The 15,251-nt window shown below is 71.4% G+C and carries 9 protein-coding genes and 1 pseudogene; all 10 read right to left on the reverse strand.

Going from position 1 to position 15,251, the window contains the following annotated elements; all coding sequences use genetic code 11:
- Positions 1 to 3: 3 nt before the first annotated feature.
- Positions 4 to 1,644 carry a hypothetical protein gene (locus tag ACFVWD_RS38515; RefSeq protein ID WP_389602655.1) on the reverse strand — a complete coding sequence of 547 codons (1,641 nt, stop codon included), beginning with the start codon at positions 1,642 to 1,644 and terminating at the stop codon, positions 4 to 6.
- Between the two features lie 46 nt (positions 1,645 to 1,690).
- Entirely contained in the window at positions 1,691 to 3,061 is a 1,371-nt protein-coding gene (locus ACFVWD_RS38520) for a hypothetical protein (RefSeq protein ID WP_389602666.1), read from the reverse strand.
- An 8-nt stretch (positions 3,062 to 3,069) separates the two neighbouring features.
- Positions 3,070 to 5,280: a CDP-glycerol glycerophosphotransferase family protein gene (locus tag ACFVWD_RS38525; protein WP_389602656.1), complete on the reverse strand. Its 2,211-nt coding sequence runs from the start codon at positions 5,278 to 5,280 to the stop codon at positions 3,070 to 3,072.
- Between the two features lies 1 nt (position 5,281).
- On the reverse strand, positions 5,282 to 7,519 hold the full coding sequence (locus ACFVWD_RS38530) for a CDP-glycerol glycerophosphotransferase family protein (RefSeq protein WP_389602657.1): 2,238 nt from the start codon (positions 7,517 to 7,519) through the stop codon (positions 5,282 to 5,284).
- Between the two features lie 151 nt (positions 7,520 to 7,670).
- Positions 7,671 to 9,935, reverse strand: coding sequence for a CDP-glycerol glycerophosphotransferase family protein (locus ACFVWD_RS38535; protein WP_389602658.1), 2,265 nt, complete (start codon positions 9,933 to 9,935; stop codon positions 7,671 to 7,673).
- 150 nt (positions 9,936 to 10,085) lie between these two features.
- Positions 10,086 to 10,994 (reverse strand): carbohydrate ABC transporter permease, encoded by a 909-nt coding sequence (locus ACFVWD_RS38540; RefSeq protein ID WP_389602659.1) that lies wholly within the window; start codon positions 10,992 to 10,994, stop codon positions 10,086 to 10,088.
- Entirely contained in the window at positions 10,991 to 12,331 is a 1,341-nt protein-coding gene (locus tag ACFVWD_RS38545) for a carbohydrate ABC transporter permease (protein WP_389602660.1), read from the reverse strand. The genes ACFVWD_RS38540 and ACFVWD_RS38545 overlap by 4 nt, the downstream gene beginning before the upstream one ends.
- 7 nt (positions 12,332 to 12,338) lie before the next feature.
- Entirely contained in the window at positions 12,339 to 13,772 is a 1,434-nt protein-coding gene (locus ACFVWD_RS38550) for an ABC transporter substrate-binding protein (RefSeq protein WP_389602661.1), read from the reverse strand.
- A gap of 222 nt (positions 13,773 to 13,994) precedes the next feature.
- The gene (locus ACFVWD_RS38555; RefSeq protein ID WP_389602662.1) at positions 13,995 to 14,828 is read right to left on the reverse strand and encodes a 2-phosphosulfolactate phosphatase; all 834 of its coding nucleotides are present in this window, start codon (positions 14,826 to 14,828) and stop codon (positions 13,995 to 13,997) included.
- A 33-nt stretch (positions 14,829 to 14,861) separates the two neighbouring features.
- Positions 14,862 to 15,251: pseudogene (locus tag ACFVWD_RS38560) on the reverse strand (cell division protein FtsK); the annotation flags it as partial.

Consider the following 15,251-nt stretch of genomic DNA (forward strand, 5'->3'; position numbering starts at 1 on the left):
CCTTCAGGGGTGCGGGGAACTGCGCGTTCGCCCCTTACTGCCCGCAGTCTCCGAACACCCCTTCACGCACGCCCCCACCCGAGCCAGCACCTCGCCGGTCTGAGAACTCCAGGCCACCACCGTCGCCTCCTCCGGCACCCGACGCTCCCGGGTCAGCAACAGCCACCGCACGTGATACCGCCGCACCACCGCGGAGCGCCCGGCGCGCGTCGACGCGGGGTCGAGATAGCCCCGGACGGCCGTGAGCCGCCGTACCCGCTCCCGTTCGTCCAGTCCCGCGTCCGGCCACACGGGCGCGGCCAGGTTCGGGCCGTAGCCCGGGATCAGACGGGCGGCGTAGTACCCGTCGGCGATCACCACCTCGCCGGGCTTGATGTGCCGCGCCGCCCAGTCGTACGAGGGCCAGCGCGGCGGCTGGTCGAAACTCACCGGATCGAGTGAACGCGGTACGACGGCACCGGCCTGCACCGTGAGGAAACCGACGCAGGCGCCGACGGCCGCCACCACGCCCAGCGCCCGCCGCCACACCGGCCATGGCCGCGCCGCCGCCAGTTCGATCGCGAGCGCGAACTGCGGTGCCACGAGCGCGAGTCCCAGGATCCGGCCGTAGGTGTAGTGCCCGCTGACCCAGCCGTACGCCACCGCCAGGCAGTCCAGCGCGAACATCAGCACCAGTGGGTCCCGCCAGGAGCGCCGCGCGCGCAGCCACAGTGCCGGTACCCCGATCAGCGCCAGCCAGAAGTGCCCGGGCACCCCCGCGTACAGCCGCCGGTGCATCGCGTCCATGCTGTGGTCCCCGGGCAGAGTGAGGACGTCGAAGTACGGCCAGAGGTGGGCTGTCAGCAGCGCCGCCGCCCCCGTGATCGCCCACCGGGCCGCCACGGCGGCGCGCCATCCCCGCTGCCACCCGGCCACGAACGCCACCGCCCCGAGCGCCGCCGCCGACGCGGTGATCGGATGGACGAGCAGGATCAGCCCGTAGAGGACGCCGAGCCCCTTGTACCCGGACAGGCTCCGCAGCCCGCTCGGGCCGACGTACCGGACCGGGCCGCCGATCCCTCCCGCGAGCGTGCCCGTGAGCGCCCAGGCCCAGAAGGTGAGTCCGATGGCGAACGTCGACGGATAGCCGAGGTTCCCCGTCATCGACATCAGCCCGAGGTAGCCGCTCGACCAGGCCTGCTCGGTACCCCACAGCAGCACCATCGCGAGCAGCGCGCACACCGGGGCCCAGGGGCGGCGGGGCGCCAGGACGCGGACGAAGCGGCCGATCCCCGTCAGCAGCACCAGCAGGTTCAGCGGCACCGAGAGCCGGACCACCTCCCAGCCCGCGAGGCCCGTCAGCCGGGCGAAGGCGCCCTGCGCCACGGTGTACGGCGAGTAGAAGGGGCTGCCCTCGCCCGGCAGGTCCGCCGTCGGATGGGCCGGATGCAGGAGGTTCGCCCTGAGGCGCTCGACGACCGCCGCGTGCTGGCCGAAGTCGCAGCACATCGGCACCCGCCAGGAGGCGAGGCACAGCACCAGCCAGAACAGTCCGCCGAAGACCTGATAGGGCGTGGGGTGCCAGGGGGCGCCGTGCAGCGCGGTCGCGCTGCGGGCGGTCCGCCGGACGAGGAGATCGCCCTCGGTCTGAGCTGTTCGGGTCATTTGTCGTATATGCCCACCGAAGCCAACGGCTTTGCCGAACTTCACCTCATCGAGCGACTCCGGCGTCCATCCCGGCGTCCATCCCTGCGTCCCTTGCGGTGTTGAGCCCCGCGTCCGCCCGAAGAGGGCCCGGCACCGTGTCGAGACCCCGCACCCGCGGCCGTACGACCTGTTCCAGCAGCAGCGGAAGTCCCACCACCGGCAGCACCCACGCCAGCACGATCAGCCGGTCGCCGTAGATGTTGATGTCGGGGTGTGCGGCCTGGTTGAGGACGCCGGTGAGCGCGCCCGCGACCAGGAACACCCCGAAGGCCGGACGCTGCCGCAGCGCGCCCCAGGCCCCGGCCAGCAGGGCCGTCAGGAAGAACGGCTCCCAGAGCGCGCGGCGCAGCCACTCCACCCAGAAGTTGACCTCCAGGTCCAGGAACTCCGGCCATGGGCGGCTGCGGTCGGGCCGGGAGAAGTGGGCCGTGAGCAGGTCCTGGAGGGACTCCGACTCGGACGGGTAGCCCAGCACCTTCGCCGCGAGCAGGGTGACGGCCACCCCGCAGGCCGCCACCACCCCCACCTCTCGCAGCGGCCGCGCGAGCCTGCGCAGCGGTTGCCGGACCCCTCCGCGCCGGATGCCGAGCACCGCACAGGCGCCCGCCAGGCACAGCCCGAGGAACAGGGCCTGCGAGTGCTTGACGGCGAAGAGCGCGGCCAGGGACCCGCCGACCAGCGCGGTCGCGGCCCGCGTCCGGCCCTCCAGAGCGAGTGCGCAGCCCCACAGCGCGGCCAGTGTCAGGGTCAGCAGCAGGCCCTCCGTCATGGGCCGCATGGCGGTCGTGCCGCACGGCAGGACGTAGAAGAGGGCCTGTCCGGTCAGCGCCGCGACGGCGGGGGCGCGCAGGGTGCGCAGCACCAGGAAGGCGAGTACGCCCCCGGTGACCGTGATGAGGACACTCGACGTCCACAGGCCCCACTTCACACCGAGGACGGTGATGAACGGGACCAGGAAGACCGGGTAGCCGGGGCGCGCCTCGAAGATCCGCATGAACCGCGGCGGTATGAACGGCACGGTGTGGCCCGCCGTCTGACCGGCGCTCAGCCGTTTCGAAACCCACCCCCACTGGTCGCGTCGGCACTCCTCGACGACCTGCCCGGCCGGGCTCGGCTCGCGGAAGTGGACGACGTTGACGCTCTGGTCGCGGCGCGCGATGGACGCCCGGCCGGCGCAGGCGTAGTCGATGGTGGCCGCGGCCGCCTCGTGCTTGCTCGTGCCGCGCAGACTCAAGGCGTACGAGAGGTAGTTCTTGGTGTCGGGGGTGTCGCGGCCGGTGACGTTCGCGAGCTGGAGCAGGGCGAACACGGCGGCCAGGACGACCACCCAGAACCGGGGCGGTCGCGGCTTCGCGAACGGGCCGAGGACGGTCATGAGGGCGCTCACGACGACGTGAGGACGTCGCGTCCCGCCTGCGCGGGCACCACCGCCACCGACACCGGGTGCTCGACGCGCTCGCCGAGCATCAGCGTCCGTACCACCCGCTCGGCCGCCCGCCCGTCGTCGAACGCGCAGAACCGCGCCCGGAACCCGGCCCGCAGCCGTGCCGACTCCTCGTCCCGCCAGGACCCGGACGCGAACATCCACGCCAACTCCCGGTAGGAGCCGGCCACATGGCCCGGCGCGTCGGCCGTGATGTCGAAATACGCGCCCCGGCTCGCGGCGTACGCCCCCCAGTCGTCCGCGTGGATCACGATCGGCCGGTCCAGGTTGGCGTAGTCGAACATCAGGGCCGAGTAGTCCGTGACCAGCACGTCGGAGGCGAGCATGAGGTCCTCGACGTGCGGCTCGTCGGTCGCGTCGAGCACGACCCCGCGCCGGTGCAGCTCGGACAGGCCCATCCCGCGCGAGGGGCCGTCCGTGAGCGAGGGGTGCAGCCGTACGAGGAGGGTGTGGCCCTCGCCGAGGTCGTCGGCGAACCTGGCGAGGTCGATCCGGTCGACGAGCCCGCCGCGGACGTAGTCGCGGCGCGTCGGTGCGTACAGCACCACCTGGTGGCCGGCCGGGATGCCGAGGCGGGCGCGGACGGCCGCACCGTCCTCGGGCCGGGCCCGTACGAGGACGTCGTTGCGGGGGCTGCCGGTGCGCAGCGAGGTGAAGTGGCAGGGATAGGCGCGGTCCCAGACCAGTTCGGAGTGGCGGTTGGCGACCAGGCTGTAGTCCCAGCGGTCGGCGCGGCGCAGCATCTGCGGCACGTCGAAGCCGTGCCGGGCGCCGGGCTTGTCGCGCAGGTCGGCTCCCATGTACTTCAGCGGGGTGCCCTGGTGGGTGTGCACATGGACGCTGCCCGCGCGCTTGACCAGGGTGCCGGGCCAGTTGACGTTGTTGATCAGATAGGTGGCGCGGGCGGTGACCCGGCGGTAGCCGAGCGAGTCCGGCAGGACGTACTCGACGCCGGGCGGCAGCAGCGGCACCTGGTCCTCGCGCACCACCCACACCCCCCGCACGTGCGGGGCGAGTTCGCGCGCCGCGTGATGGATCGCGCCCGGGTCGCCGAGCACCCCGCGGTGCGAGAACGCCGAGTACACCGCGAGGTCCGGGTCCAACGGCCGGTGCTCGTACGCCGCGGACCAGCCGCTCTTGACCCGGGTGGCCGCCGCCCTGCGCACCTGGAGCCTGCGCCGCCCGAGTTCCGCGCCGAGCCGGCCGGACTGGCGCCGGGCGAGGTAGGTCACGTAACCGCCCTGAAGGACGCGCAGTTCGGGTGGCACCGGGCCACCGCCGTTGTGCTTGCGTAAGAGGGCGGCCGTACGCCGGAAGAACTCGCCCTTGTCGGACGCGGGCAGCCGGTCCGGCTTGGCGAGGATGTCCAGACAGTGCTCGCCCATCTTGCGGTGCAGGAACGGGCGCCAGCTCGACAGCTGCGGGCGGGAGTCGACGAAGGCGAAGACCCGCTCGTACTGGTCGTGGATGTCGAAGTGCTTGCGGCTGGTGGTGGACAGGATGTTGCCCTGGCGGCGCTGCCGGTAGTTCAGGCAGATCCGGTCCAGGGTGGCGATCCGCTCCGCGCTGAGCAGGACCGGGAAGGTCCAGGGGGTGTCCTCGTAGTAGCCGGGCGGGAAGGTGAAGCCCTCCCGCTCGACGAACGCGCGGCGGTAGACCTTGTTCCACACGACCATCAACAGGTCGAGGATCTCCGGGTGTTCGGCGGCCGTGAAGCAGCCGTCGCCGCCCTCGGCCAGCACCTGCGCGAGGACGTTGCGGCGCGTACCGCCCCACCAGTAGGTGCGCGCGTAGTCGAAGACCAGCACATCGGGGTCGGCCGTCTCGTCGAGGCGGTCGGCCATGGCGCGCAGGGCGCCCGGCGTGAGGGTGTCGTCGCTGTCGAGGAAGAAGAGGAAGTCCCCCGTCGCATACGGCATTCCGGCGTTGCGGGCGCGGCCGAGGCCCACGTTCCGCGGCAGGTGCAGCACCCGCAGGCGCGGTTCGCGGGCCGCGTACTCGTCGAGGATCGCGCCGCAGCCGTCCGGCGAGCAGTCGTCGACCGCGATCACCTCGATGTCGGTGTACGACTGGTCCAGGACCGAGTCGAGGCACTCGCGCAGAAAGCCCTGCACCTTGAAGACGGGGACGATGACGCTGAAGCGGGGCACGTCAGCTCCTTACGAGGGTGGACGCGGCGGGGGCCGGAAGGCGCTCGGCGAGGGGGATCACCGGGGGGATCGCCTCGGGCGGCCGGCCCAGCAGCACCCTGCGGACGACCCGCTCGGCCGCCTGCCCGTCGTCGAACTGGCAGAAGCGCTCACGGAACGCGGCCCGCAGGGCCCGCGAGGAGTCGTCCGCGTAGGAGCGGTCACGGAAGGCCCCCGCGAGCTCCCCCGGGGTGCGCACCACCGGGCCCGGCGGTGCCTCCATCAGGTCGAAGTAGACGCCCCGCGTCTCCCGGTAGACCTCCCAGTCGTCCGCGTACACGACGATCGGGCGGTCGAGGTTGGCGTAGTCGAACATGATCGACGAGTAGTCCGTGATCAGCGTGTCGGCGGCCAGACAGACGTCCTCCGAGGACCGGTGCCGGGTCACGTCGATGATCCGGCCGCTGCTTGTGCCCCTGCCCTCGTCGTAGAAGTAGTGGGCGCGCAGGAGCACGACGAACTCGTCGCCGATCTCCTCGCAGAAGGCCTCCAGGTCGAGCCGGGACTCGAAGCCGGTGCTGTAGTCGCGGTGTGTGGGCGCGTAGAGGAGGGCGGTCCTGCCCTCGGGGACGCCCAGCCGGGCGCGGACGCGGGCCACGTCCTCGGCGGTCGACGTGTAGTAGACGTCGTTGCGCGGATAGCCGTACTCCAGGGCCTCGTACGTGCCGGGGAAGGCCCGCTCCCACATCTGGGTGGAGTGCCGGTTGGAGGAGAGGTTGTAGTCCCAGCGGTCCATCCGGGCCAGCAGCTTGGCGAAGCTGCCGGTCGCGGCGGCCACGATCGGATACGTCGACTGGTCGACGCCCATCGTCTTCAGTGGCGTGCCGTGCTGGGTCTGCAGGTGCACGCTGCCGGGCCGCTTGACGACACCGTCCGCGAAGTTCGCGTTGTTGACCAGGTACTTGGCACGGGCCAGCACCTCCCAGGCGCGCGGGCTGCCGATCACCGCGTACTCCAGACCGTCCGGGACCTGGTCCACCGCGTCGGCCTCGACCAGGAACACCGAGCGCAGATGCGGGGCGAGTTCGAGGGCCTTGACGTGGATCGCGGCCGGGCTGCAGGCGTAACCGCGGCCCCAGTAGGCGCAGTACACGACGAGGTTCTCGTCGAGGGGGAGGCGCAGTTGCGCGGCGTACCGCGCGCGGGCGCTCAGCCGTCGGGGACACGGCAGCTTCCCCCAGGCTCTCGACTTCGCTCGACCAGGGGGGACCGCCATCCTCGCCCTCGTCATCCGCCGGCTGACACCGCGCAGCGCGCGGAACGCGCTGTACGCCCCGGCCGCCAGGAGCCGGTACTGCACTCCGATGCGGCCCGGCGGCGGCCGGAACCCGGCGGGCCGGTGGCGCCGGTAGAGGCGGCCCGCACGCCGGAAGAAGGCCCGGCGCCGGTGCAGCGGAAGCCGCTTCGGATGGGCGGCCGACTTCAGCACCGCCGCGAAGAGGTCACCGAACAGCGCCCGCGACCGCTCCACGGACAGCTCCTCCTCGGCCGCCCGGCTCAGCACCAGGTCGACCTGGTCGAGGAGCTGGAACTGGTGCTCGCCGGGCGTGTTCAAGCGGCTGCCCTGCCGCCGCAGCCGGTGCCGTACGACGACCTGGCGCAGCACCGCCACCCGCCCGGCGACGACCGTCACCAGGCCGCCCCAGCCGAGATCCGTGAAGTGCCCCGGGGGAAAGGCGAGGCGCCACTCCCGCAGGAACGCCCGGCGGTAGGCCGCGCTCCACGCGGGAAGGCCCGCCCCGGTCAGCCGCGGTGCCCGGTCCGGGGTGAACACCCCCTCCGGGGTCTTCGGGAGCGGCGGTGTGCTGGTCTCGACGTCCCACCAGTGGACGCGTTCGTGCCCGAAGTAGAGGACGTCCACCTCCTCGGGCCACTCCTGGAGTCTGTGGTCCAGGGCGGCCAGCGCGCCCGGCACCAGGACGTCGTCGCCGTCGAGGAAGAGCAGATACGTGCCGCCCGCCGCCCCGGTCCCGGTGTTGCGTGCCCCGCTCAGTCCGTCCGCGGGCGGCGAGTGGACCGGGGCGACCCGGGAGTCCCGCGCGGCGTACCCGGCGGCGACCTCGCCCGCCGGGGAGTCCGGCCCGTCGCAGACCGGGATCAGCTCGAAGTCGCCGAAGGACTGGTCGAGGACCGAGTCCAGTGCGAGGGCCAGCCGCCCGGCGACTCCATGAGTGGGGACGATGATGCTGAAGCGGGGCATTCTGCTCTTTCTCTGCTTACTTCTCTGGTTGTTTCTCGGGCTACTGCTGGGGTGCCGGTGGGTGTCAGCGCCCGGGCCGCCCGGCGGGGCGCCAGGTGACGGGTCTCGTCGGTGTGGGCCGGGAGGGGCTGGAGGGCATGCCTGCTCCGGTTCAGAGGGTCTCGGCGACGGTGACGGGGGTGGCGGGCGCGGGCACGGTGGCCAGGGGAGTCCGGGTGCGGGCGGCGGCCGACGGGACCGGGTGGCGCTGCGCGGGCGGCAGCACCCGCGGCCGCCCGGCGCTTTGGCCCAGCACGACATGGCGTACGACCCGTTCGGCGGCGCGCCCGTCCTCGTACGGGCAGAACCGCTCGCGGAACGCGGTCCGCAGCTGGGTCGAGCGGGAGCCGCGCCAGTGGCCGGTCGCGAAGATGTCGATCAGCTCGTCCTCGCTGCGCGCGACCGCTCCAGGCGGGAAGTCCCGCAGGTCGAAGTAGGTGCCCCGGGAGGCCTGGTACGCCTCCCAGTCGTCCGCGTGGATCACGATCGGCCGGTCCAGGACCGCGTAGTCGAACATCAGGGAGGAGTAGTCGGTGACCAGCGCGTCCGAGGCCAGGCAGAGGTTCTCGATGCTCGGGTGGTCGGAGACGTCGATGAGCCGGGCCCCGGAACGGTTGCTCAGCGCCGCGGCGTACGAGTGGTGGGCGCGGGTCAGGACGACGAACCGGGGGCCGAGCCGGCGCAGGACGCGCTCCAGGTCGAGGGCGAGGCGCTGGGTGCGGCGGTAGTCGCGGTAGGTCGGCGCGTACAGGACGGCGACCGTGCCCTCGGGGATGCCGAGGGACTGGCGCAGCCGGGTGACGTCCGTCGAGGTCGCCCGCTGGAACACGTCGTTGCGGGGGAGGCCGTACTCCAGTGTCGTGTACGCGGCGGGGAAGACGCGCTCCCAGATCAGGGTGGAGTGGCGGTTGCCCGACAGGCAGTAGTCCCACTTGTCTGCGCTGCGCAGCAGCTCGGCGAAGTCGGTGTCACGTGCGGCCGCCGGGCGGTCCTGGAGGTCGAGGCCCATGTACTTGAGCGGGGTGCCGTGCTGGGTCTGGATCATGATCTGGCCGGGGCGCTTGACCAGCCGGCGGTCGAAGTTGACGTTGTTGACGAGGTACTTGGAGCGGGCGAGCGCCGTCCAGTACGCCGTCGTACCGGGCCGCAGGCGGCGCGTCGAGGCCGGGATCGTGTGGTGGTGCTCGGGGTGCGCGATCCACGCCGTACGGATGTGCGGGGCGAGCTCGCGGAACGCGGACTCCAGGGCGCCCGGGTTGCAGCCGTGGCCGCGCCCCCAGTAGCTGGAGAAGACCGCTCGGTCGGCGCGCAGCGGCAGGCGGAGCTGGACGCGGTAGTGGAACTGGAGGGCGCCGCCGCGGACCTTGCGCAGCAGTCCCTTGACGCCGCGCAGGGCCTTCTTGTGGGTACTCGTGGCCAGGCCGAGCAGGCGGTACGTGCGGTGGTTGCCGAGCCGGACCAGGGCGTGCCGCAGGCGGGTGCGGGGGCGGACGGGGGCGCCCGGGGCGCGGTAACGGCGGTAGTGGGTGCGGGCCTTGCGCAGGAACTCGGCGCGGGTGCCGCGCGGCAGCCGGCCCCGCTTGGTGAACACCGTGGAGAGGTGGTCGACCATGCGGCGGAACAGGACCGGACGCCAGCGTGCCAGCTCCGGGTGCGCGTCGAGATGCGCGAAGACACGGTCGTACTGCTCGAAGATGTCGAAGTGCCCCCGGCTGCTGGTGCTGAGGATGTTGCCCTGTCGGCGCTGGCGGTAGTGCACACAGACCCGGTCGAGGGTGGCGATCGTCTCGGCGGAGATCAGCGCCGGGTAGGTCCAGGGGGTGTCCTCGTAGTAGCCGGGCGGGAAGGACAGGCCCTCGCGCTCGACGAACTCCCTTCGGTACGCCTTGTTCCACACCACCATCAGGACCCTGAGCAGCCCCGGCCGGTCGTCGAGCCGGAAGGGCGCGGGGCCTCGCTCGCTGAGCTGCTCCGCGAAGTGGTTGCGGACGATGTCCCCGTTCCAGTAGGTGCGCGCGTAGTCGTAGACCAGGACGTCCGGTTCGGCGGTCTCCTTCAGCCGGTCGGCGATCGCGCGCAGGGAGTCCGGGGTGAGGGTGTCGTCGCCGTCAAGGAAGATCAGGTAGTCGCCGGTGGCGTGTTCGAGCCCCGCGTTGCGGGCGCGGCCGAGGCCCACGTTCCCCGGCAGGCGGACGGGGCGGACCCGGGAGTCGCGGGCGGCGAACTCGTCGATGATCGCGCCGCAGGCGTCGGGCGAGCAGTCGTCGACGGCGATCAGTTCGAGGTCCGGATAGGACTGCTCCAGCACGGATTCGAGGCATTCGTGCAGGTACGCCTGAACCTTGTACGCGGGGACGATGACACTGAACCTGGGCAAGGGACATCCATGGGTCGGCGCGGGCATACTGCCCGGCAACGGCCGAAGGAGTGACTTGGTTACGCCAGATGTGGCATACGGGGGATTCCGGGTGAACACCGAGGGGCGAGCCGGTGTCCGGATCGCCCCTCGGTGTGGTTATTTGTCCGGCTACTTCACCGCGCCCGCCATCACCCCGGACACGAACTGACGTTGGAACGCGAAGAACACGGCCAGCGGGATGACCATCGAGATGAAGGCGCCGGGCGCCAGCACGTCGATGTTGTTGCCGAACTGGCGTACCTGCGTCTGGAGTGCGACCGTGATCGGCTGGCTGCCCGAGTTGGAGAACACCAGCGCGACCAGCATGTCGTTCCACACCCACAGGAACTGGAAGATGCCGAGCGAGGCGATCGCGGGACCGCCGAGCGGCATCACGACCCGCAGGAACAGGCGCAGTTCACCCGCGCCGTCGAGCCGGGCCGCCTCCAGCAGCTCCCGGGGGATCTCCGCGAAGAAGTTCCGCAGCAGGAACACCGCGAAGGGCAGACCGAAGCCCACGTGGAAGAGGATCACCCCGAAGATCGTGCCGAAGATACCGATCTTGCCGAAGAGTTCGGCGATCGGGATCAGCGCCACCTGCACGGGGACGACCAGCAGACCGACCACCGCCAGGAACCACCAGTCGCGGCCCGGAAACTCCATCCAGGCGAAGGCGTAGCCCGCGAGCGCGCCGATGACGACGACGAGGACGGTCGCCGGGACGGTGATCAGCACCGTGTTCCCCAGCGAACCGGTGATGTCACTGTTCTCCAGGAGCTTCTGGTAACTGTCCACGGTGAGCTGGGAGGGCTCGCTGAAGACCTTCCACCAGCCGGACGCGCTCATGTCCTCCGGTGTGCGCAGCGAGGACAGCAGCAGCCCGATCGTCGGCACCAGCCAGAACAGGCCGACGAGCAGGAGGAAGACCCGGACGATCCCGCCGCTGACACCGCTCGCGAGCCGGGAGCCGAGCGACTGCCTTGCCTTGACGCCGGTGACGGGCGCGGTCTTCGTCAGACCGCCGGCTTGGGTGGTCATCGCCGTACCTCCCGCCGCAGACGACGCACGTTGAACCACACCACCGGGATCACGAGCAGCAGCAGGAACACGGCGATCGCGCTCGCGATGCCCGGCTGGTCCTCGGAGAAGCCCTTCCGGTACAGCTCCAGGGCCAGCACGTTCGCGTCGTCCTGGGACGAGCCCGGCGGGATGATGAAGACCAGGTCGAAGACCTTCAGCACGTTGATCATCAGCGTGACCAGGACGACGGCGAGGACGGGCGCGAGCAGTGGCACGGTGACCCTTCGCAGCACCTGCCACTCGTTGGCCCCGTCCACCCGCGCCGCTTCGAGGAGTTCACGCGGCACGCCGGCGAGCCCCGCCGCGATGAGCACCATGGCGAAGCCGGCCCACATCCAGACGTACGCTCCGATCACGGCCGGGGTGACGAGCGACGGGCCGAGCCAGTCGACGCCGTTGTACGGCTCGCGGAAGTTGCTCGCCGGGAGCCGGAGTCGAGCCCCGTCGGCCTTGTCGGAGAGCGTGAAGGTGCCGTCACCCCGCACTTTCGCCGAATCGACGACCTTGCCGTCCTTCACCGCCTCGATCTTCATGCCCACATAGCCGAGTTCGCCCGGGTCGACCTGGCCGAGCCTGCCGACGCCCTTGCCGCGGGTGAAGTCCTGCCAGGCGGTGCCGGTCACCTTGCCGGGCTCGGACGGTGCCTGTACGGCCTTCTTCGCGCCGCTCGGAATCTTGTCCGGGGCGACCCCGACGAGCGGAAGGGTGACGGACTGCCCGGCGTGCACGGCCTGTTGGGTGAGGAACCCGCCCTTCTCCGGCCGGAGCGGCGACTGCCGTCCCGGGTGGGCGTTCGGGAACGCCGACGACTCGGCGAAGGTGTCGTGCACCCCCACCCAGACCGCGTTCGCGACCCCCTTGTTGGGGTCCTGGTCGTACACCAGCCGGAAGATGATCCCCGCGGCGAGCATCGAGATCGCCATCGGCATGAAGACGACCAGCTTGAACGCCGTGCCCCAGCGGACCCGTTCGGTGAGGACCGCGAAGACGAGACCGAGCGCGGTCGCGACGGTGGGCGCGAACACGACCCAGATGACGTTGTTCTTGAGGGCGGTACGGATGCCGTCGTCGGTGAACAGCGCCTTGTAGTTGTCGACCCCGGCGAAACCGTCGCCGGACTGGTTGAGGAAGCTGCGGATCAGCGAGTACCCGATCGGGTAGACCAGGAGCGCGCCGAGCAGCACGAGACAGGGCAGCAGGAACAGCACCGCCACGGTCCTGCGCGTGCCGGTCACGCTCTTGCGCGTTCGGGCCGGAGGAACCGGTGGGGTTCCTCCGGCCGTTGCCGACGTCATCGCCGGATCAGCTTCCGCTGCCGTACGCCGCCGCCGCGTCCTTCTCCAGCGTCGCCTGGGTGCCGGCGACGTCGGTCGGGTTCTTCAGGAAGTCCTGGAGGTCCTTCCACTCACCCTTGCCGGGCGTGCCGCCGAAGGCCTGCGGGGCCTGGTCGGACATGTCGAAGCGGAAGTCGTCGCCCGACGCGATCAGGGACTTGGCGATCTTCTGCTGCACCGCGTTCGGGTACGCCGAGTTCGGCACGTTCTTGTTGGGGGAGAGGTAGCCGCCCAGCTTGGCCTGGATCGTCGCCGCGTCCGGGGAGGCCAGGAAGGTGGCCAGTGCCTGCGCCGCCTTGGAGTCCTTCAGGATGACGGCCGCGTCGCCGCCGGACACCACGGGCGCCGCGCTGCCCACGGCCGGGAACGGGAACACCTTCGCGTCCGTGCCCACCTTGGCCTTGGTCTCGCCGATGTTGACCTGCGCGAAGTCGCCCTCGAAGACCATGCCCGCCTTGGGCTGGTCGCCGCCGGTGAAGGTCTGGGTGACGGAGGCCGGGAACTCCGTCTGCAGGGCGCCGTTCGCGCCGCCCGCGACGTAGTTCTTCTTGCCCCAGATCCCGGCGAGGGTGGTGAGGGCCTGCTTGACGGACGGATCCGTCCACTTGATCTTGTGCTGGCTCAGCTGGTCGTACTTCTCCGGGCCCGCCTGGGAGAGATACACGTTCTCGAACCAGTCGGTGAGGGTCCAGCCGTCGGCGCCGCCGACGGAGAACGGGGTGACACCGGAGTCGTAGACCGTCTGCGCGGTGGTCAGCAGCTCCTGCCAGGTCTTGGGCTCCTTCGCGCCCGCGTTCTCGAAGACCTTGGCGTTGTACCAGATCAGCGACTTGTTGGCGGCCTTGTAGTACACGCCGTACTGCTTGCCGCCCACCTTGCCGATGTCCTGCCAGCCCTGCGAGTAGTTCTTGGCGAGTTCGGCCACGGCCTCGGGGCCGAGGGGTTTGGCCCACTTCTTGTCGACGGCCTGTTTGATGGCGCCGGGCTGCGGGAGCAGCGCGACGTCCGGCGGCTGGCCGCCCGCGATCTTCGAACCGAGGAAGTTGATGATCGGGTCCTGGGCCGCCACGAAGGTCACCTTCGCGCCGGTGCGCTTCTCGAACTCCGCGAGGACCGTCTTGAAGTTCTTCTGCTCCTCGCCGGTCCAGACGGCGGCGACTTCGAGGCTCTCGCCGTCGAGTTTGGGGAGGGTGACGGTGTCGCCGCTCGCACTGGCACTGCTCGTACCGCCGTTTTCCTTCTTGTCCTTGCTGCCACCGCCACACGCGGTGAGGGCGAGCGCGACGACGACGGCGGTTGCTGCGGCCTGTGCGGCCCTGGGTGACCTGCGGTTCTGTGCGGCTCTGCGTGACCTCTGCGTCGAGTGATTGGGCGACCTGTGTGTACGAAGAGCTCTGTGCATCACTGCCCCGTTCTCGTTCCTCGTCGAACGTCCGGCGCTGTCCCGTGCGCTCTGGTCTACGCCCGGGGCATCGAGGGCGGCAAGAGCGCCTGCGCTGTCAAGTGGGTGATCGTGATTGGGTCGTGACGTGGGCGGCTGTGCGAACGCGGTGCGGACTCTGTGCGGCGGAGGCGCTCCGGCGATGGAAGTGGCGCAAGGAGGAGAACGCCGGGTGACGGCGGGTCAGCCGGGCGGCGTGGGGCGGACGGGGCCGATGTGGACAGCGCCGTCGAGGGGGCTGCCGACGGTGTGAGTGCCCGCGATGAAGGCGCCGTCGGTGAGGACGGGCACGGTCGTACTCGCGTCCACCTCGACCGCGATCGCCACGTCGTCGGCGAAGCCGCTCCGGGCCAGTTCCAGAGCGGAGGAACAGGCGGCCACGGCACCGGCCGCGTCGGGGGTCCCGGTGAAGGCGGTCCGGGCGGCCGCCGCCTCGGGCGACAGCGGTCCGGCGCCGCCCGTCGCCTGGAGTGCGGCGATGACCGCTCCGGCCCCCATCAGGTCCTCCAGCCCCGGCCGCAGGCTGCCGTCCGGCCAGCGCTCGCCCGCGGCGATCACGGCGAGGGGCCGTTCCAGGGTCCCGTGGCCATGGAGCGCCAGCCATCGGCCGACGGCCGACGCGTTGCGCAGACAGCCCGCGACCACGGTCGAGCCGCCCGCCGCCGCGGCGATGGCGGATCCGTTGGGCGAGGGGAGGACGAGCCGGGGGGTGAACGGGGCCCGCCGGAGTGCGGCGGGGGACAGCGACCAGGGAGAGGCCGCGGTGACCGCCCGCCGTCCGACCGCCAGTTCCGCGGCGTTGTCCCGGGCGAAGACGGACGCCGTCTCGTCCCGCCAGGCATAGGGGTGGACCCGGGTCCCCGCCTCGACGGCGACGTTCACGGAGGTGGTGAACGACAACACGTCCACCACCACGAGACACCCGACCCCGCCCGCGACCCGCTCCGCCCCACCGGCCCCCCACTCGAACCGGACCCCGTACGCCTGCTGCAGATACCAGTCACTCACGTCACTCATGACGGCCGAGTGTGGTGTACGGCCGTCGAAGACCTACAGCAACGACGGCACCTCCACTGCCGCCACCGACCTCGCCGCCCGCTCCAGCGCGCTGGCCAGCAGGGCCAGGTCCGTGGGGCCGTTGCCGAGTTCGCGGACGGGGCGGCGGGCCGGGGGGTCGCCCATGCGGTGCCATTCGAGGGGGACGACCGTGGGGCGGAGGGTGGCCGTGCGGGGGATGCGGCCCGTGACCCGGCCGGCCTGGAAGGGCGTGAGGCGACCGTCGGGAGTGGACAGGCGGCCCCGGCCGGGGGCGGGTTCGTCCGCGCCGGGGGACACCGGGTCGAGGGAGATACGGAGCGAGGCGGCGCGGCCCAGTTCGGTGGTCGCCGTGCGGCCGTCGTCCGCGGCGGCCGCCACCAGGTGCACACCGAGGCGGTCACC

Origin of the sequence: Streptomyces sp. NPDC058086 (genome assembly GCF_042885015.1) — a bacterium.
Classification (GTDB): Bacteria; Actinomycetota; Actinomycetes; order Streptomycetales; family Streptomycetaceae; genus Streptomyces.